The 19,167-nt window shown below is 43.8% G+C and carries 15 protein-coding genes and 1 other annotated feature; of the genes, 11 read left to right on the top strand and 4 right to left on the bottom strand.

Annotated elements, in window-relative coordinates; all coding sequences use genetic code 11:
- Nucleotides 1-81 precede the first annotated feature (81 nt).
- From GSF08_RS07790 to GSF08_RS07775, 4 genes are all read left to right on the top strand, one after another.
- Nucleotides 82-834 (top strand): exodeoxyribonuclease III, encoded by a 753-nt coding sequence (locus GSF08_RS07790; protein WP_160625392.1) that lies wholly within the window; start codon nt 82-84, stop codon nt 832-834.
- Between the two features lie 168 nt (nt 835-1,002).
- Nucleotides 1,003-1,590 (top strand): Holliday junction branch migration protein RuvA, encoded by a 588-nt coding sequence (ruvA, locus tag GSF08_RS07785; RefSeq protein ID WP_160625248.1) that lies wholly within the window; start codon nt 1,003-1,005, stop codon nt 1,588-1,590.
- 2 nt (nt 1,591-1,592) lie between these two features.
- Nucleotides 1,593-2,603: a Holliday junction branch migration DNA helicase RuvB gene (gene ruvB / locus GSF08_RS07780; RefSeq protein ID WP_160625247.1), complete on the top strand. Its 1,011-nt coding sequence runs from the start codon at nt 1,593-1,595 to the stop codon at nt 2,601-2,603.
- 1 nt (nt 2,604) lies between these two features.
- Nucleotides 2,605-3,882, top strand: coding sequence for an L-cysteine desulfidase family protein (locus tag GSF08_RS07775; protein WP_160625246.1), 1,278 nt, complete (start codon nt 2,605-2,607; stop codon nt 3,880-3,882).
- On the opposite strand, the gene GSF08_RS07770 is transcribed toward GSF08_RS07775, so the two are convergent.
- Nucleotides 3,870-4,226, bottom strand: a complete 357-nt coding sequence (locus GSF08_RS07770) for a DUF3792 family protein (RefSeq protein ID WP_160625245.1) — start codon at nt 4,224-4,226, stop codon at nt 3,870-3,872. The genes GSF08_RS07775 and GSF08_RS07770 overlap by 13 nt on opposite strands.
- A 61-nt stretch (nt 4,227-4,287) precedes the next feature.
- Between GSF08_RS07770 and GSF08_RS07765 the strand changes: the two genes are divergently transcribed.
- A complete protein-coding gene (locus GSF08_RS07765; RefSeq protein WP_160625244.1) occupies nt 4,288-4,953 on the top strand; it encodes a DUF421 domain-containing protein in 666 nt (221 codons plus the stop codon).
- Here the strand turns inward: GSF08_RS07765 and GSF08_RS07760 are convergent.
- Complete coding sequence (locus tag GSF08_RS07760) at nt 4,945-6,246, bottom strand: oligosaccharide flippase family protein (protein WP_160625243.1); 1,302 nt, start codon at nt 6,244-6,246, stop codon at nt 4,945-4,947. The two genes, GSF08_RS07765 and GSF08_RS07760, sit on opposite strands and share 9 nt — an antisense overlap.
- Nucleotides 6,247-6,310: 64 nt before the next feature.
- Here GSF08_RS07760 and GSF08_RS07755 point away from each other — a divergent pair, with 64 nt between their 5' ends.
- From GSF08_RS07755 to aspS, 6 genes are all read left to right on the top strand, one after another.
- Entirely contained in the window at nt 6,311-6,601 is a 291-nt protein-coding gene (locus tag GSF08_RS07755; RefSeq protein ID WP_160625242.1) for a post-transcriptional regulator, read from the top strand.
- Between the two features lie 98 nt (nt 6,602-6,699).
- Nucleotides 6,700-8,301 (top strand): single-stranded-DNA-specific exonuclease RecJ, encoded by a 1,602-nt coding sequence (locus GSF08_RS07750; RefSeq protein WP_160625241.1) that lies wholly within the window; start codon nt 6,700-6,702, stop codon nt 8,299-8,301.
- A gap of 61 nt (nt 8,302-8,362) precedes the next feature.
- The gene (locus GSF08_RS07745) at nt 8,363-8,875 is read left to right on the top strand and encodes an adenine phosphoribosyltransferase (protein ID WP_160625240.1); all 513 of its coding nucleotides are present in this window, start codon (nt 8,363-8,365) and stop codon (nt 8,873-8,875) included.
- 30 nt (nt 8,876-8,905) lie between these two features.
- Nucleotides 8,906-11,107, top strand: coding sequence for a RelA/SpoT family protein (locus tag GSF08_RS07740; protein WP_160625239.1), 2,202 nt, complete (start codon nt 8,906-8,908; stop codon nt 11,105-11,107).
- 209 nt (nt 11,108-11,316) lie between these two features.
- Nucleotides 11,317-11,513, top strand: a binding site (T-box leader).
- 32 nt (nt 11,514-11,545) lie between these two features.
- A complete protein-coding gene (gene hisS / locus GSF08_RS07735; protein WP_160625238.1) occupies nt 11,546-12,832 on the top strand; it encodes a histidine--tRNA ligase in 1,287 nt (428 codons plus the stop codon).
- Nucleotides 12,833-12,840: 8 nt separating this feature from the next.
- Nucleotides 12,841-14,583, top strand: a complete 1,743-nt coding sequence (gene aspS, locus GSF08_RS07730) for an aspartate--tRNA ligase (RefSeq protein ID WP_160625237.1) — start codon at nt 12,841-12,843, stop codon at nt 14,581-14,583.
- A 152-nt stretch (nt 14,584-14,735) separates the two neighbouring features.
- On the opposite strand, the gene GSF08_RS07725 is transcribed toward aspS, so the two are convergent.
- Together GSF08_RS07725 and GSF08_RS07720 are read right to left on the bottom strand one after the other, a co-directional pair.
- Nucleotides 14,736-17,675, bottom strand: coding sequence for an EAL domain-containing protein (locus GSF08_RS07725; protein ID WP_160625236.1), 2,940 nt, complete (start codon nt 17,673-17,675; stop codon nt 14,736-14,738).
- On the bottom strand, nt 17,672-19,108 hold the full coding sequence (locus GSF08_RS07720; protein ID WP_160625235.1) for an ABC transporter substrate-binding protein: 1,437 nt from the start codon (nt 19,106-19,108) through the stop codon (nt 17,672-17,674). Before GSF08_RS07720 ends, GSF08_RS07725 begins: the two co-directional genes overlap by 4 nt.
- Nucleotides 19,109-19,167: the final 59 nt, after the last annotated feature.

The following is a 19,167-nucleotide window of genomic DNA, read 5'->3' as shown; positions in this document are numbered from 1 at the left end:
TGACGTTTGTTTTTTTATGTATCTCATTGGCTTTTTTAGCTGATTTCCGATACAATAGTCTCAAATAGAGGAGAATGTATGATGAAACTTGTATCTTGGAATGTGAACGGCATACGTGCCTGTGTGAATAAAGGCTTTTATGAATTCTTTCAAGCGATTGATGCGGATATCTTCTGTATTCAGGAAACAAAGATGCAGCCGGGTCAGTTGGAGCTTAATACGCCCGGCTATCATCAGTTTATGAACAGTGCAGATAAAAAAGGATATTCCGGAACTTTAATTTTCACAAAACAGGAGCCGTTAGAAACCGTGTATGGAATCGGAATAGATGAACATGATCATGAGGGACGGGTCATAACCTGTGAATTTGAGAAATTTTTTATGGTCAACGTTTATACCCCGAACTCTAAAGAGGCATTGGCGCGGCTTCCATACCGCATGAAATGGGAGGATGACTTTCAGGCTTATTTAAAAAAACTGGAGGTGAGAAAGCCGGTTATTGTCTGCGGCGATATGAACGTCGCGGTTGAAGAAATTGATATCAAAAATCCCAAAAGCAATCATAATAATCCGGGCTTCAGCGATGAAGAACGCGATAAGATGAGAAATCTTCTGCACGCAGGATTTGTTGATTCTTTCCGTTACCTGCATCCTGAAACAATCGCTTACTCATGGTGGAGCTATCGCTTTAAGGCAAGGGATAAAAATATCGGTTGGAGAATTGATTATTTTCTGACCTCACAAGCTTTAAAGGATCAGATTCGTGCGGCTTCTATTCATAGTGATGTTTTAGGCAGTGATCACTGTCCGGTGTCTTTGGAAATTGACTTGTAAGTATGGATATGCGTTAAAAACGCATATCTTTTTCATGAGTAATTGAAACTGCTGCAGTCTGAGAAGGAAAAAACATAGTGAACATATCCCAGCAGAAGAGCCGATTATAATTGATGATGAACAGTTTTTATTCAAGTGATATTATGTTACAATGGATGCGGTGATAAAATGATCGCATTTGTAAAAGGAATCGTCCATAGTCTTCGTATAGATAGTGTGATAGTGGATAATCAAGGCATCGGTTATCAGATATATGTGCCAAGTCCGCAGGCGCTCGGATTGGGGCAGGAGACTATGCTGTATACTTATCAGCACGTAAGAGAAGATGCCATAACCTTATTTGGATTCTTGACGCAGCAGGAGATGGAACTTTTTATGCGGCTGATCTCAGTGAAAGGTGTGGGGCCGAAAACAGCTTTGAACATGCTTGGTGTATGCGGTGCTGACGCGATGGTTGCGGCAATTGAAACCGGTGATGTTGCAATGCTGAAAAAGCTGCCGGGAATCGGCGCAAAGTCGGCTCAGCAAATCGTGCTGGATCTGAAAGGAAAGCTAGTGGAGGAGCCGGCTGCTTCAAGCACGGGCAAAATTGGCAATTCAAATATTACGGATGCTATGGATGCTTTGAGAGCGCTTGGCTATAAGCAAAACGAACTGAGCGGGGTCGAAAAGGAGCTCGCAAAGGAAAAAGCGAAAAGTGTTGATGAATATGTGCGTCTTGCGCTTGGTATCATGCTGAAGCGAAAAGGAGTGTAGGGATGGACAGACTGTTATCGAATGAAGAACAAATAATCGATGAAGAAGCAAGTCTGCGTCCGCAGACACTGGAGGAATATGTCGGACAGCAGGATTTAAAACAGAATTTAGCTGTTTTTATTGAAGCGGCAAAGCAGCGTGGAGAAGCATTGGATCATGTGTTGTTATATGGACCGCCAGGTCTTGGTAAGACAACATTATCGTATATACTCGCACATGAAATGGGCGGAAATATTAAAACGACCAGCGGACCCTCCATTGAGAAAAGCGGTGACTTGGCAGCAATTCTATCAACCTTGGAACCAGGTGATGTGTTGTTTATCGATGAAATACATCGTCTCCCTAAACAGGTGGAAGAAATTTTGTATCCGGCAATGGAGGATTACTGTATCGATATCGTAGTAGGCAAGGAAGCGGGAGTACGCTCGATTCGCCTGGATCTGCCGCCATTTACATTAGTGGGTGCGACTACCCGAGCCGGTGATCTGACGGCTCCGCTGCGTGATCGTTTTGGTATTATCAATCAGCTTCAGTTTTATCATTTGGAGGAACTGGAACAGATTATCAGGCGAACATCACGGGTCATGGACACAACGATCGAGGCGGCCGCCGTGGTTGAAATTGCCCGCCGTTCACGAGGGACTCCGCGTATTGCAAATCGACTGTTTCGGCGAGTGCGCGACTTTGCGCAGGTAATGAATGATGGTATCATTTCATCCGATATCGCTTCGATGGCACTCGATCGCTTGAAGGTCGATCATTTGGGTTTAGATGCAGTCGATCATAAATATTTAAAGGGTATCATTGAACGTTTCAAAGGCGGCCCGGTAGGACTGGAAGCGATTGCGAGCAGCATTGGTGAAGAGCCGATGACGTTAGAGGATGTATATGAACCGTATCTGCTGCAGATCGGCTTTATCAATCGGACTCCAAGAGGCAGAATTGTAACGGAAAAAGCCTATCAGCATTTAGGTTATCATTTTCAGGACAATTTATTTGAGATGAAGGGATAATATGGAAAGACATCAGGAAGAAAACTATAAAAATATATTGCGGGAAGAGTTGGTTCTGGCGCTGGGCTGCACGGAACCGATTGCGATCGCTTACGGATGTGCAATTGCGAAAGAAACGCTTGGATATCTGCCGGAGCGCATCAAGGTTTCCTGCAGCGGCAATATCATTAAAAACGTGAAAGGGGTTGTTGTGCCAAACTCCGGCGGTGCCAAGGGAGTGGAGGCTGCCGCGATTCTTGGAACGATTGCCGGATGCTCAGAAAAGAAGCTGGAAGTGATAGAAGCAGTGAAGCCAGAGGATGTACAGCTGATGAATAAGCTGCTGGCAGAACGCTATTGCACGGTTGAACTGCTGGAAGGGATACCGGGCTTATCCATTTTGGTGGAAGCGTTTGGACATTCTGATAAGGTTGTGGTAGAGATTCAGCATACGCATACAAACGTTACCAGAATTTTAAAGAATGATGAAATATTATTGAATAATCAATGTGCTGAGGATGATTTTCATACCCCGCTGACAGATCGGAAATGTCTGAATATCAAAGATATATATGAGTTTGCGAAGCATGGTGATATTTCTGATATCGTTCCTTTGTTGGAGGAACAAATTCATTACAATATGGAAATTGCTGAAGAGGGAATACACAACGCTTATGGTGCCCAAGTTGGGAAAACTCTGCTTGATACAACCAATGATCCGGTTAATGAAGCAATCGCTTATGCAGCCGCGGCCAGTGACGCCCGCATGGATGGCTGCACCAGAGCGGTGATGAGCAATTCCGGCAGTGGGAATCAAGGAATTACCGCATCGGTTCCGGTAATTATTTACGCCCGGCATAAAAAAGCAGCTTATGAGGAGCTGCTTCGGGCACTGGTGTTCTCCAATCTGGTAACGGTTCGCATCAAAACCGGAATCGGCCGCTTATCCGCATACTGCGGTGCTGTTTGTGCCGCAACCGCCAGTGTAGCAACCTTTACCTATCTTGATCAGGGTACGCTTTGTGAGATTGAAGATACGATCATCAATAATCTAGGTTCAATATCCGGAATGGTCTGTGATGGGGCAAAGCCATCGTGTGCAGCTAAGATTGCGTCAGCCTTATACAGCGGTGTCATCGCTCAGAAGATGGCGATGAATCATCATGTATTTCAGCCTGATACCGGTATTGTGGCAAAGGGTATTGAAGCCACGATCGATGCCATCGGTCATCTTGGCAATGTTGGTATGCGGGAGACCGATAATTGTATCTTACATATGATGATCGATCAAGAGGATTGAGCTACATTCGCAGCGATTACACTGCACAATAGGTAGGCAAAGATTTTTGACCCCAATCGTACCATATTCATGAGAGAATGTGTATCCATCATGAAAAACCCAAGTATACCAATGAATATCATACAACCTAAAGCGTGTAACAGCGCTTTTTTTTGAATACCTCTTCCCAATAGAAATCCGCCTGCGGCAAATCCCAGAATACCGGATATCCAGTTCAAAATTTGGAATAGCGATGTAGAGATTACGTTAAAATAGTATAAAGCCGCAAAAATAAGAGAGAATAATAAAGGTATCAGAAGCAGTGCACCGATTGATTGTGCGATGGTGATGCCTTTTGCTTTCATATGTGTCACCTCGCTTTATCATATGATTGAAAAGATTGTGCTATGCTTGAAGGAGGTTATTATGAGCGAATATTTTAACTTGATCTGGAAATGCTGTCTGTGTTATTTCATCATTATTCTGGCTCTTCGGATCATGGGAAAGCGAGAAGTCGGAGAACTCAGTATCTTTGATATTGTCATCTATTTGGTAATGTCTGAGCTTTTGGCATTATCGATTGAAAACAACGGCAGTATTTTGAAATCGATCGTCCCGATCGCTACGCTGGCGATCCTGCAAATTGTTATATCGTGGATTCAGCTGAAGAGTAAAAAGGCTAGAGATCTGATCGATGGGAAGTCATCAATTATCATTCATAACGGACATATTAATCAGGATGTGATGCGTAAAGAGCGCTATACCATTGATGATTTGATGCAGCAGCTTCGTGATAAGGATGCGTGTACACCAGATGAAGTAGCATTTGCGGTTTTGGAAAACAGCGGTAATTTATCCGTACTCACGAAAAACAAATGTAAGGTCAAGCATCCATATCCGCTGGTAAGCGATGGAATAATCGATGAACAGGCGCTTAAAGATATTGATAAAGACCAGGACTGGCTTAAACATGTCCTGGCGAATGAGGGCGTCGATGATTATCGGGATGTGTTTTTATGTCTGTATCAAAAAGACGGGATGTTTGTGATCCGCAAGGAAACCGATTCCCGTAATGAGCTATTGTCAAATTGAGCTTTTGCGGAAAGAAATTGCTAAATTGATACAGTGCAGGAGCGTGGTTACCAGCATGCCCGCACATAATGCGAGCGGCAGAGAATCAATCAGAATGTAGCGAGTCAACAGGGCAACACATAGGATTCGCACCAGCGAACCAAAAAAGGTATCCATCATTGCGCGATGAGAACGGGATAAGGCATGAAGCATATTGCTTAACGGCGGCTGTAGTGAATACAAGGCAAATGGCCAGGCCAGCTGTTTTAACATGGCCGCACCCTTGGTATTGTGATAAAACAGCTGGAGCAGCGCTTCACTGTAATTGTAACAGATGAAGGAACAGGTGATGCCGATTAGGAAGCAGCAGCCGATAATGACGTTGAATAGTTTTTTTGCTTGAGCAGTGTTTCCTCGCGCATATTGATACGTAAATGAGGGCAGTAAAACATTGCTGAGAGTGATTGTTATGAAGGAGGGCATTGTGATAATCGGCAGCACATATCCATTAAGCTGCCCATATGCCTGGACCATCCATTGGTTTTGGATAACGCTGAGTCCAATCACCATCAGAATCGGTTCCATAAAATATGTCAATGAGCCGATAAGGCGGCTGCCGGTCATGGGGATAGATACCATTAACAGATCATCAAATTGATTTTTATGAAGATTGGTAAATAAATGCGGTACTCTTTTCAGCGTCCGTTTTTTTATACGGATATTTGCCAGCATGAAGATACTGGAACAAATCTCTCCTACGGTAACTGAAAGCATCGCGATGCGGGCCATGGAAATCGCATCATAATCAGTACGGATCGAGAAAATCACAAAGAGAAAAACAATCCGTGACAGCTCTTCAAAGATTTGCGAGGATGTTGCGGCTAAATGACGCTGGATCCCCAGCAGATAACCTTTTAAAAGGCCAGAAAGGGTGACCATGGGAATCAAAGGCAGAATCGCATAGAGAACACTTTGTACCGAGTCCTGTTTCAGTACCGTATGGGCGAGCCAGGGAATCAAGAACAGAAATGCTGCGGTGATGATCAAATTGTTGACGATGGATAAAATGATTGCGGACTTTAACGGCTTGCCGGCATTGTCACGCTGTGCGATAACTTTGCTTAGCGCTGCCGGAATTCCCATCTGTGCCAGGGTGATGACAAACACCATTGTCGGTGAAGTCAGGGTATAGTAGCTCATGGCCTGCATGCTCAGCCGCCGGGCTAGAATAATGCGTACCATAAAGGAGAGCGCTTTGGCAAGCACTGAGATTAAGATTAAATAGAAGGTAGATTTTATAATTGTTTTTTTCACATTTTCACTCCACTTTTTGTCCGCTTTCGATTATAATAATGTTTATGATGCTGAGGAGGATATTATGAGTATTGATGAGCTGATCAATAATGAACATGTAAAACTGGCGATTCAATTAAAAACCTGTCAGCTTCAGCGGGAACAGCTGGCTTCTTTAAATGCAGCCTATGTCGAAGCAACCTTGCGCGGTTACAGCTGGAAGGTAAAAAAACCGGTATCAATCAATGAAGCGATTGATGATATTCTGCAGCTGACGATCGGGGAGATCGTTGCGTATTTAAGCCATGAGGCAGTAGTCATCGGATCGTCGATGAAACTGGAAGATTTTTATGATTTCATGAAAGTAAAAGAGTAAGATACTGCCTATGGCAGTTTTTCTTTTATCCGCGCATTTGAATATTCAGAAAATGTAAATTGTGATAAAGTATTATACAGTAAAGAATGAGGGATATTATGAATTATCAGGCATATGAAGATAAAAATATTGAGGAATATCAAAACCGTTTTCAAATGGGCAGGCTTTGCGCGAGAGTTCTGGCAAGTCATCAGCTGAACGAAGAACAGCTGCAGGAGGTTTTAAATCCGCCGAAGCTTCACAATCCATTTGAAGCAGTCGGATTAAAAGCGGTGGTTGACCGCTTGAAGGCAGCCTGCGATAACAATGAAAAGGTATTAATTTGCGGAGATTATGATGCCGATGGCATCTGTGCGACCGCAATTGCTTATCATGCTTTAAGCAGAGCGAATATTATCTGCGGCTATTATATTCCGAATCGATTCAAGGAGGGCTATGGTTTACATCCGCATACCGTGGAAATGGCAAAAGAAAAAGGCTATACACTGCTGCTTACAGTGGATAACGGAGTAAAAGCGTATGAAGCAGCTGAAAAAGCAGCAGAGCTTGGATTAGAGCTGATCATTACCGATCATCATACGGTTGAGGGAAAGCTTCCGAAGTGTTCATTGTTTCTTCATCCACAGAAAATGGGCAAGCCATTTGAGACATTAAGCGGCGCCGGGGTAGCGTTTGAATTATCGCGGGCCTTGATTGGAGAAGATGAGGAGATGCTGATCCTTGCCTGTGTTGCTGCGATTGGTGATGTCATGCCGTTGTGGCGGGAAACCAGATCGATCGTCCGCATGGGGATTGCTGCGCTGAACCGGGGAAAAGGCATGGCGATCCAAAAACTGGCAAATCAAATGGGAGCATGGGATGAGACAAAGATTTCTTTTCAGGTCGTGCCAAAACTCAATGTAACCGGACGGCTCGCCGATATGGCCAATGCGAATATGACAGTGCGCTACCTGCTTTCACAGAATCGTGATGAAATAATAAAATGCAGTAAGCAGATCGGTGATCTGAATGAACTGCGTAAAATTAAAAGTGAAGAAATGACTCGCAAAGCGATGCATTTGGTGGATGATCAGTATTTGTTTCAGGTGCTTCATGATGATAGCTTTCACGAAGGATTAACGGGGCTGGTAGCCGGCAAACTGGCCAGTCAGCTCAAAAAGCCAGTGATGGTCTTAAGCGGCTTTGAGTATTTGCGGGGAAGTATTCGCAGCTATGGTAATTTGAACTTGAATGAATTTTTTCAGGACGGACAGTCTTTGTTTGATGCGTACGGCGGTCATCCGAAAGCCGCCGGGCTCGGGTTCAGTCGTGCTGCTTTGAAGCAGGTGCAGAAATTTGTGAATCATAAAATGGACAGGCTGGAAGTGAGTGATGAAGAAGTGCGGTCATATCTGCCGCTGCAGGATGGAGATTTGACACTTTCCCAAGTGCAGGAGCTGCAGCGTCTGAAGCCTTTTGGTGAAGGCTTTCCGCCAACCTTATTCGCGTATCGGATGAAACCGGATATGAAGGAAAAAACAATGCGTGAGGGCAAGCACATCAAATGGTCGAATGATCAGCTGGAGGTAGTGAAATTCAACTGTGCCGATCAGATACCTTTATGGAAAAAACGGAATGATTTGATTTTCTACGGTACCCTGAGTATTTCAGCCTTTCGCGGAAATCAGAAAATCAGTTTGATGGCGGAGGATATTCAATAAAGATAATGCAAAGAAGTATGCTTTTTGATATAATTAAATTATTATAAGGAGGTTTTTTGTTATGGATTTAGCGAATTATATTGCTGATATTCCTGATTTTCCTCAGGAAGGAATTTTGTTTCGTGATATTACACCACTGATGGCGAATGGGGAAGCCTTTCAGGAAGCCTGCTGCAAGCTGGCGGAATTTGCGAAAAAGGTAGGTGCGGATGTAATTGTCGGACCTGAATCACGCGGTTTCATTTTCGGTTGTCCGGTAGCTTATGAATTGGGAATCGGATTTGTTCCGGTGCGTAAACCGGGGAAGCTGCCCCGTGAAACCGTCAGTGTCAAATATGATCTGGAGTATGGAAGCAATGAGCTTCATATGCATAAAGACGGCATACAAAAAGGACAGAAGGTGCTGATCATCGATGATCTGCTCGCAACCGGCGGAACGGTAAAAGCAACGATCGATATCGTGCGTGAATTAGGCGGCGATGTGGTAGGATGTGCGTTTTTGATCGAGCTTGAGGATCTGAATGGCCGGGAAATGCTGAAGGATGTTGAAACGCTGACACTATTGAAATACTGATAACGAACTTAGAAAGGCAGGTGATGATGGATGGTTAGTGCAAAGGTAGCGACATTTGACGATTTGCTGGTTGAAGTAAAATCGTATATTCACAAGGAAGAAAATATCGATCTGATAACCAGAGCGTATCTTTGTGCTGAAAAAAATCACAGCGGACAGTTTCGCCGCAGTGGTGAACCGTACATCATTCATGCCATTCAGGTAGGTTATATATTATCCCAGCTTCGAACCGGTCCTAAAACGATCGCAGCGGGATTGTTGCACGATGTAATTGAAGACTGCGAGATCGGTAAGGATGAAGTCATCGACATGTTTGGTGAAGAGGTTTATCGGCTGGTTGAAGCAGTTACCAAAATCGGAAACTTGAAATTCAAGGATGCCAAGGAATATCTGGCGGCCAATCATCGGAAAATCTTTATTGCGATGGCAAAGGATGTCCGAGTGATTCTGATAAAGCTGGCGGACCGCCTTCATAACATGCGCACCTTGCAGTATATGCCGGAGGAAAAACAGAAGAAAATCGCTTCGGAAACGCTGGAAGTATATGCGCCGATCGCTCATCGCTTAGGTATCAGTGAAATTAAAAATGAGCTGGAAGATCTTTGCTTTCAGTACCTGGAACGAGAAAAATATTATGAGATCGCGCGGCTTGTTGAGCGCCGCAAAACTGAACGTGATGCCCAGGTGCAGCAGATGATACGGGAAATTTCATCGCTGCTGGAAGAAAATCATATCAAATTCCGGATTTTTGGACGTTCTAAGCATCTTTACAGTATTTATAAAAAAATGGTTACCAAGCAGAAGCGTTTTGAGGAAATCCTCGATCTGCTGGCAATCCGCATCGTAACGGATAATGAAACCTCTTGTTATGAGATTCTCGGTTATATTCATGCGACTTATCGTCCGATACCCGGTCGGTTTAAGGATTATATCGCGATGCCGAAAGTAAATATGTATCAATCGCTGCATACGACCATCGTAGCGGATGGCGGCAATATTTTTGAAGTACAAATTCGTACCGAGGAGATGGATGATATCGCCGAACAGGGTATCGCAGCGCATTGGCGGTATAAAGAAAACCTGAACGGCGGCAGGGAAATCCATCAAAAAGAAATTGAAGAACAGCTGCACTGGTTCAAGGATTTCAGTGTCATGAGCGATGATGTCAATGATGATGCTATGGAATATATGAACCTGCTGCAGAAAGATATCTTTGAAGCTAATGTTTATGTCATGTCCCCGAAGGGACGAGTAATTGCATTGCCCAATGGGGCAACCCCAATTGATTTTGCATATCGCATTCATACGGAAATTGGTCATCACATGGTCGGAGCTACAATTAACGGTGCAATCGTACCGCTGAATACCAAGCTGAAAACCGGTGATGTAGTGGAAATTCGAACCAATAAGCAGTCTCCGGGCCCAAGTGAAGATTGGCTGAAAATCGTAAAATCACCTCATGCGAAAAACAAGATTCGTTCATTTTTTCAGAAACAGGAAACGGAGCGAAGAAACGACGGTGTCCGAAAGGGAGAGGATATGCTGGCTGATGAATTGAAACGGCGTAATCTGGATCACTCCCTGATGGATGTGAAACGTATTGAAAGCATTGCCGGTTCCATGAGTTTTGCGACCTACAACGATATTATGTATGCGATCGGAACCAAAGTGATCTCAACTCAATCGGTCATCGACCGTTTGGCAAAGCATAAAACATTTACCAGTCTCGATAACGAGAATTTGATTAAAATGTTCAACCGTCAGGAAAGCCGTAAACGAGTTCCGTCTAAAACGGGTATACGTGTAGCCGGCATTGATTCCATCAAGGTATCGCTGGCGGCTTGCTGTTCACCGGTTCCTGGTGATGATATAGTCGGTTATATCAGTACCGGGCAGGGTGTTAAGGTTCATCGCGCGGACTGTCCAAACATTGCTAAAACGAAGGAGCGGCTGATTGATGTCTGCTGGGAAGAAGAGCTGGAAGAAAAGAATTACGAAGTACAATTGCTGGTACACTCCAGCGACCGCAACTTCCTGCTGAGTGATATCGTCACAATCGTTTCCCAATGCAAAGCCGGCTTGAATCATGTGGATTCTAAGGTTGATGAGGATCGTATTTTCGCAACAACAAAAATGACGGTTACGGTAAAGGATGCGGAGCATCTGCGGACGTTGATCGCCAATCTGCGCAAGGTAGAAAGTGTCAAAAGTGTTGATCGAGTGATTTTGTAAAGAGGGGTAACCCTCTTTTCTTTTGGAAAACTTTCAAAAATCAGGAGGCAATTCGATTATAGTGATTGAGGATTGGGTCATGGTATGATAGACAGGGTGACACTTATGAAAAACTATTTTTCGTCAGTTGGATGAAAAGAATACAGCCTTGTCAAACGATAAGACTGTTTTTTTATTGACAATTCCTTCGGTATTCTTTAAACTATAAAGTATATCCGATGAAAAAGAGATTTCTGATGAATTTTTTAAGAGAGGAAACGGCTGGTGTGAGTTTCTATATGCAGTCAGAGAGGACACTTTGAAGGAGCAGTACTCAAAATACTGCCGGTGAAAGCCGTTATCTGATGAAGCCGCACATAAAAAGTATGTGAACTAAGGTGGTACCGCGCACACAAGCGTCCTTAGCATGGCGCTTTTTTTATATAAGGAGGAATGTTTATGAGTTATCAAATGCCTAGAGGAACCCAGGATATCATGCCTGAGGATATCAGCAAGTGGCATCAACTGGAGGATATGATCCGTCAGTTCTGTTATGTTTACGATTATGAAGAGATTCGTACCCCGATTTTTGAGCATACCAATGTCTTTAAGCGAGGAAATGATTCCAGTGATATGGTCAATAAGGAAATGTATACCTTTACATTGCCTAACAGCAGTACTTCTTTGACCTTGCGGCCGGAAGGTACAGCTGGGGTGGTGCGCAGCTTTGTCGAACATAAGATGTATGGAGATGTCGATCTGCCGGCAAAATTTTATTATGTCGGTCCGCAGTTTCGCCATGAGCGTCCGCAGAAGGGGCGTCAGCGGATCTTTCACCAGTTTGGGGTAGAAGTTATCGGAGCGAAAAATCCTTTATTAGATGTGGAAACAATCGCACTGGGATGGTCCTTTGTATCTGCTTTGGGGCTGAAGGATATGAAGGTACTCATTAATACGCTTGGTGATGATGCGAGCCGCGATGCATATCGCACTGCTTTGAAAGCACATTTTAAGAAGGATATCAATGCGATGTGTGCAGACTGTCAGCGGCGCTATGAACAAAATCCGCTGCGCATTCTGGACTGTAAGCTGGATGCAGATAAGGATGTGATGAAAACAGCGCCACGTATGGCAGATTATCTCAATGAGGAATCTCAAGCATACTTTAAGAAGGTTTTGGAAGGGTTAGATGCCCTTGCTATTCCATATGAAGTGGATGACCGGCTCGTGCGTGGCTTGGATTACTATACCCATACGGTCTTTGAAGTGGTGTCGGTCAATGAACAAATGGGTTCTCAGTCGACGGTTTTTGCCGGAGGCCGCTATGATGGTTTAGTAGAATATTTCGGCGGACCGCAGATGTCCGGTATTGGCTGGGCAATGGGTTTGGAACGGCTGATCCTTGCTTGTGAGGGCGAAGGAATCGAATTGGGTGAAGAAAACAATTTAGATGCTTATGTGGTTTGTCTGAATGATTCGGCATCTGTCACAGCACTTCAGCTTGTCACAGAGCTGAGAGCAAATGGCTATAAGAGTGAGATGGATTATCGCAGCCGCTCATTCAAGGCACAGTTTAAAACGGTAATGCGCCGCCGCGCGCGGATTGCGGTTTTGATTGGTGAGGATGAATTGGCGAACGGTTTAATTACTATTAAAAACCTGGAAACAAAGGAACAGCAGTCAGTTGCATTTGACAAAATGGTTGAGACCATTGACGGCATTTTTGAAGGCCGTCCGGAAGAATAGGTGAGTATATGAATCGTACACATACAAACGGAGCATTGAGAATTGGTGATGTTGGGAAATCGGTAACCTTGATTGGATGGGTAGCCAAACGCCGCAATTTTGGCGCTTTAGTATTTATCGATTTGCGTGATCGTACCGGAATTACACAGCTGGTATTCGATGAAAGCAACGCTGATACTATCGCTGCGGTGAGAAATGAATACATTTTGGAAGTACAGGGTACCGTGGTTGCGCGCAAGGATAAAAATCCGCAGCTGGATACCGGCGATATTGAAGTGAAAGTGGAAACTGTGAAAATTATCAATTCCGCAAAAACGACTCCGCTGATTATTGCCGATGAAACAGATGCGCTGGAGGATACGCGATTAACATATCGTTATCTCGATCTGCGCCGTCCGCTCATGCAGAAAAAACTAATGATGCGCCATCAGATCGCAAGATCTATGCGTAATTTTCTGGACAGTCAAGATTTTGTTGAAATTGAAACACCGATGCTGGGAAAATCAACGCCTGAGGGTGCTCGTGATTATCTGGTTCCATCAAGGGTGCATCCGGGCAGCTTCTACGCGCTGCCGCAGTCTCCGCAGCTCTTTAAACAGCTGCTGATGATCAGTGGTTTTGAACGCTATTATCAGTTTGCCCGCTGTTTTCGCGATGAGGATCTGCGTGCTGACCGGCAGACAGATTTCACACAGGTGGATATTGAAACCAGCTTCTTAAATGATGTGGAAATCCAGACTATGATGGAAGCGATGATGAAAAAAGTGATGAAGGAAGTCAAAGGATTGGATATTGAAACACCATTTTTACGGCTGAGCTTTGAAGATGCGATGAACCGTTATGGTTCGGATAAACCGGATAATCGTTTTGGCATGGAGCTACAGGATCTTTCGGAAATCTTTGCCCACAGTGAATTTAAAGTATTCAAGGACTGTCTGGACAACCAAGGCGTTATCAAAGCGATCGTAGTACCGGGACAGGCGACCATGACGCGCAAGGAAATTGATAAGCTTACCGACCTGGCTAAGAAAAATGGAGCGAAGGGTCTGGTAACCTTAAAATATAAAGATTGCAAGCTGGAGGGCAGTGCTCTGAAATTCTTTGACGCTGCAACACAGCAGGCACTGATTGAGAAGCTTCATTTGAATGATCAAGATCTGATTTTGATTGTCAGCGATGCTTGGGAGCGTACCTGCAATGTACTAGGCGCGCTGCGCATGCATTTCCGTGATGTTTTGCAGTTGGTTAAGAAAGATACCTTCTCCTTTTTGTGGGTAGTTGATTTTCCAATGTTTGAGTACAGCGAAGAGGATGGTCGTTTCTATGCCCGCCATCATCCCTTTACCCGTCCTAAAGAAAGTGATGTGCCATATTTGGACAGTGATCCGTCAAAAGTGCGTGCGGATGCCTATGATATCATTTTAAACGGTTATGAACTGGGAGGCGGTTCCTTACGTATTTATGATCAGCAGATGCAGGAAAAAATCTTTGCGATTCTTGGCTTCAGTGAAGCGGACATCAAGGAGCGTTTTGGTTTCTTCGTCGATGCATTCCAATATGGTACACCGCCCCATGGCGGTATTGCTTTCGGTTTTGACCGCGTAGCCATGATTTTATCCGAAAGTGATTCAATCCGCGATGTCATCGCATTCCCGAAGAATGCCAATGCGAAATGCATGATGTCTGACGCACCGACACCGGTTGATGAGGTACAACTGGATGAGCTGCATATTTCGATTGTACAAGAATAAACACTCAGAGAAATAATAGAAGTTACTAAATGCAGATGATTTTAAGTTATAAGCACTTAAATTCATCTGTTTTTTGTATCAAAAAAGACCGTTGACAAAGCTGCTTGTTAAGCTGACTTTGCCAATGGTCCACATGATGAATATGTCGATTTTTATACCTGTGCTTTACGTATCTGTACCTTAACTGCCTCAGATATATCCTGCAGATCAAATTCCGGTTTACCGAGATAATAGCCCTGCAGGTAATCTATGCCGTTCTGGATCAAATATTTCATATCCGGATAGGACTCTACACCCTCGGCAATTACTTGAATACCGCGGGAGTGCGCAAATTCCAGAACGTTCTTAACCAGCATCTGACGTTCTTTGTCTAATGCGATATTGCGGACAAACTCCATATCGATTTTCACATAGTTGGTCTGATTGCTGAGCAGACGATGATCGCTGCTGTAGCCGCTTCCGAAATCATCCAAAGCGGTCTGCGCGTTCCAGCGTTTGCAGAATTCCTGTTTTGTCTGCATATAAGAAGCCTCAATTTCTTCACTTTCCAACAGTTCGATAACGACATTGCCGAGAAAGTCATGAAACTGTTCTTCCAACTGTTGCTTAATATCCTCCAGCAGAGGAATGCTTGGAATACTGTTTATGAATATTTTATGCTTGGTTCCTTTTTCAACTCGCTCACTAAACTGCTTTAATGCCTGAATCCAGGTCATACGTTCAACGCGGTACAGCTGTTTTTGAGTTCTTGCCACCCACATGATATCAAGCGGCGTTTTCAGGATTAAACTAATTGGACGCATCAGTGCTTCATAACCGAGGATGGATCCGTCACGGGCATTCACGATCGGTTGGAAGGCATATTGAACCCGCTCCTCATCCAGGATGTTTAAGAGCTCCTGCCGTCCGTCAAACAGCAGATTATTATGCAGATAATTATCCTTGCTGAAACTGCGAATACCGCCTTTTTGATAGTTTTTAACTTCATACATCGCAAAGTCCGCATATTTGACCAATGTATCGAAATCATCCGCGTCTTTTGGCATCCATGCGATACCGGCCGATACTTTCAGACGGATACTATCCTGTTCGCTGAACTGAATTTCCGTTTCATTGATTTTTTCATGCAGATGCTGAACCTTATCCAGTATTTCTTCAGTAGAATGGTAGTGGTGATAGAACAGCAAGAATTCATCCCCAGCCATGCGTGAGGTAATACATTGTTCATTATTCGCATCACGTAATAAATTGGCAATCATACAGATCAAGCGATCGCCGGCATCATGTCCATACGTATCGTTCACCAGCTTTAGATTATCCAAATCCCACAATACCATCGCGGCTACACCAAGCTTGGAAGGATCGGCAATGAGCCGATCACATTCACGACGGAAGGCCCGGCGATTCAGCAGCTGTGTCAATACATCGTGATCGCGTTCATAAATCAAATTTTCTTTTTCATGAATTTCCGCGGTGACGTCACTGATAACGATCAAAAGATTTTTATCAACATGCGAGAGCAGGAAACGATGCCAGCTTTCCTGATTATCCTGATCAATCGTATGAACGATATACATATCGCTTGACTGCTGTTTATCCGGAAATTGCTCATGCTCATAGGATATAATCCGTAGGGTATAGCGATCGATCTCATGCTTGAATTCTTCAAATGAATATTCCATCTTATCAGGATGCTCAAAGCCTAAAAGATGGCCTACTTTTTCAGTGCAGAATACGCTTTTTTCACCAAATACTTCGATAGCGCCGATCGGCATATCAATGGTATGAAGAACATACGATAATCGAAATTCGGCTCCTGACAGATGATGACTTAAATCTTCAATAGAATTGCTGAGTTCGTCGATTTCCTTGATTTTTGTTCTTGGCAGCTTGACTTCACTGCTCTTGGTGCTCTGCCGCAGGTGAGCTGCCAGCTGTCGGATCGGCTTGGTAAAGATCATGCTTGCATAAAGCGCTATGAAGCCGGCAATGATGATCGCGGAAATGCTGGCGTAAAACAATACGCGGTTAATTTCCTGATAATTACTGTAAAGCTCATCCTTGTCGGTCATTCCAATCAGATACCAGGAATCCTTTTCAAATGGAGTATTGGTATCATATAAATGAATTTTATGGGCGGAACCGATCACTTGATCATCAAGAGCGGATGTGGAGAGCTGATAACCGTATGTATCTTTTTCCAGCTTCAAGGCCGATCCATTCTTTATATAACCACTATAAGCGGGACCGTTGGTAAGAATTGTCTGATATGCAGAAGCATCATCGGTGTGTGCTAATACAAAGGCTTTTTTATTTTCATTTCCCAAATCGCTGTAAGGTAGAACTGTTTTCAGATAATCGAGTGTTAGATCAAATCCGATTACGCCATATACTGTGTGATCATCGCCGATGAGCGGCATGGAATAGGTAATGACAGGGCGTTCGGCATCCATGGAATTGGACGTTCCCCAATATGCACACTCCTCCATGCTGAGCTTGGGATTATCATGAGCTGTCTTCAGTGGATTAAAATAGAAATCATGCTGCCGATTATCCGCATGCAACTGCATCGACGGTTTCCAGTCATGCTCGAGAATAAAACGGTTCTGCTTCAAAATTGTCGCATCACCATATTTTGCTGAAATATCTGACATATCGCTGAAGTACTCACTGGGACTGGTATCATAGAGATAGAAAGCAGGGTAACTGTCACTTTGGAAAACCTGCTTATCAAAAATAATGTAGGCACCGGTTATCATTTTTTTATGAGTGATCGAGAATAGCTTTTGAAGAATTGCTTCGTTCAGTTCTGGATCAGAAGCAGTATTTTGCTGCTGATAGAGCAACCGGCAGCTTTCCAGAATATCTGCGATATCCTCACTGCCCAGCTCAGTGCTGGCAAGCAGCTTCTGCAGCTCATTGGTACGATAGACTACCCGCTGATCAAAAAGATTGTATGAGCTTTGTTTCAGATCACGCAGCGCATTGCTGGAAAAGACCGCTCCTACGAAAATCAAGGAAATCAGGGTAACCAGCATGATCAGTGTCAGCAGAAGCCTTTGAAACAGAGAATGATCATGATGATGAATCATTCAGCAGACCCTCTTAATATAGTATCCAGATCATTTCTTACCTGCTTGATCCACGCATTAAAATTATCATCGCTCAGATAGTACTGCAGTGCTTCCTCACGGCTCTTGCCGCTGCGAACTAGCTCCTGTACCGCCTTCTGATCAGCCGATGCCTTGTCATTGATAGCATTTTCTAAATACATGCGGGCCTCATAAGATGCAGTAAAGGATTTGGAAGCATATAAATTACCTTTGGTTACCTCTTTCATCGAGGTTTTCATAATGTCCTCCAACAGCTTCGTCGGTTTGATATCAGATTTCTTAATTGTTTTCATCCATGTCTGATAATTGTTGGCATCTTTCTTGACCGGTAAATAAGATGAGCGGGCAGAGAAACTGATATTTCGTTTAGAATCAGTAAACCACTTCAAAAACAGAATGCTTCCATATTCCTTTGCTTCGCTGGATTTGGTGATTGCGATACCGCCGCCCTGAGAAATAGCTGTATCCTTGGTTCCCTTGAAATCGGGAACGGGCAGCACCAGATAATTGACTGCTTCGGAATTTCCGTTTTCATCGATGACTTCCTTCGGAAAGAAAGTACCGCTGGCAGTGGAAGAAACACTCGCAATGACATCCTTGGTTTTGATATCATCACTGGCAAAACGGCCGTTCTTCACATAATATCCTTTAACAAAAGGAATGTAGTAATTATCCCATAGCTTTCTCATTGTTTCATCACTGACACTGAATACGGTTTTATCCTTTTTCTGCGTAAACAATTCATCCTTAAACTGCTTGCTTCCCGTGATGAGATAGTTGGCTATAGCATCTCTTGAGAAAAACGCTTTACCCCCACTGTAGATATAATAACGTTCAGCTGTTTTTTGAAGCCCTTCCCAGGTTTCCAGATCTGTTTCATCAATATGCTCCGCATTTGCGAATTTTGTCCATTCATTTTTATTGATGATCATGACTTCACTCGCCTTGGCAACAGGAAACAGCTTTGTCTCATCACTGCCGAAATAGCGTCCGTCATTCAGGAAACCTGAAACGTATGCTTTAAGCTCATCCTTGCTCATATAGGTTTCTAACGATACTAGTTTTTTTCGATCCATCAGCTCCTGAGCAGTATCCTGATAGGCCATAAACATATTGGGCATCGCTTCAGCGCTCGGTTTCTTTTCCAAAGAGTCATGCAGATCCGATGCAATATTGCTGATGCTGTTTTTCGCAACTGCATCGATGATGACACCGTTTTCCTTGCCTTCTGTGGTATTGAATTCTTCCACTAGCTTATCCAAAGCATCCTTCTGCGCACCGTTATAATAGTGCCAAAGGGTCAACGTAACCGGCTTGTCTGCATCCAGTCCGTGTGTATTCTTGCTGCCGCATCCCCCCAGCAGCATGCTTGTACATAATAAACAGGCCCCCAGCTTTTGAAATGTTTTCATACAATATCCCTCCAGATAGTTGTTTTACATATCCTTATTATACAACAAACGATTCCCAA

The sequence above is a fragment of the Copranaerobaculum intestinale genome (assembly GCF_009831105.1).
In the GTDB taxonomy this organism is placed as follows: Bacteria; Bacillota_I; Bacilli_A; order Erysipelotrichales; family Erysipelotrichaceae; genus Copranaerobaculum; species Copranaerobaculum intestinale.
This window is presented reverse-complemented; position numbering and strand designations above follow the sequence as displayed.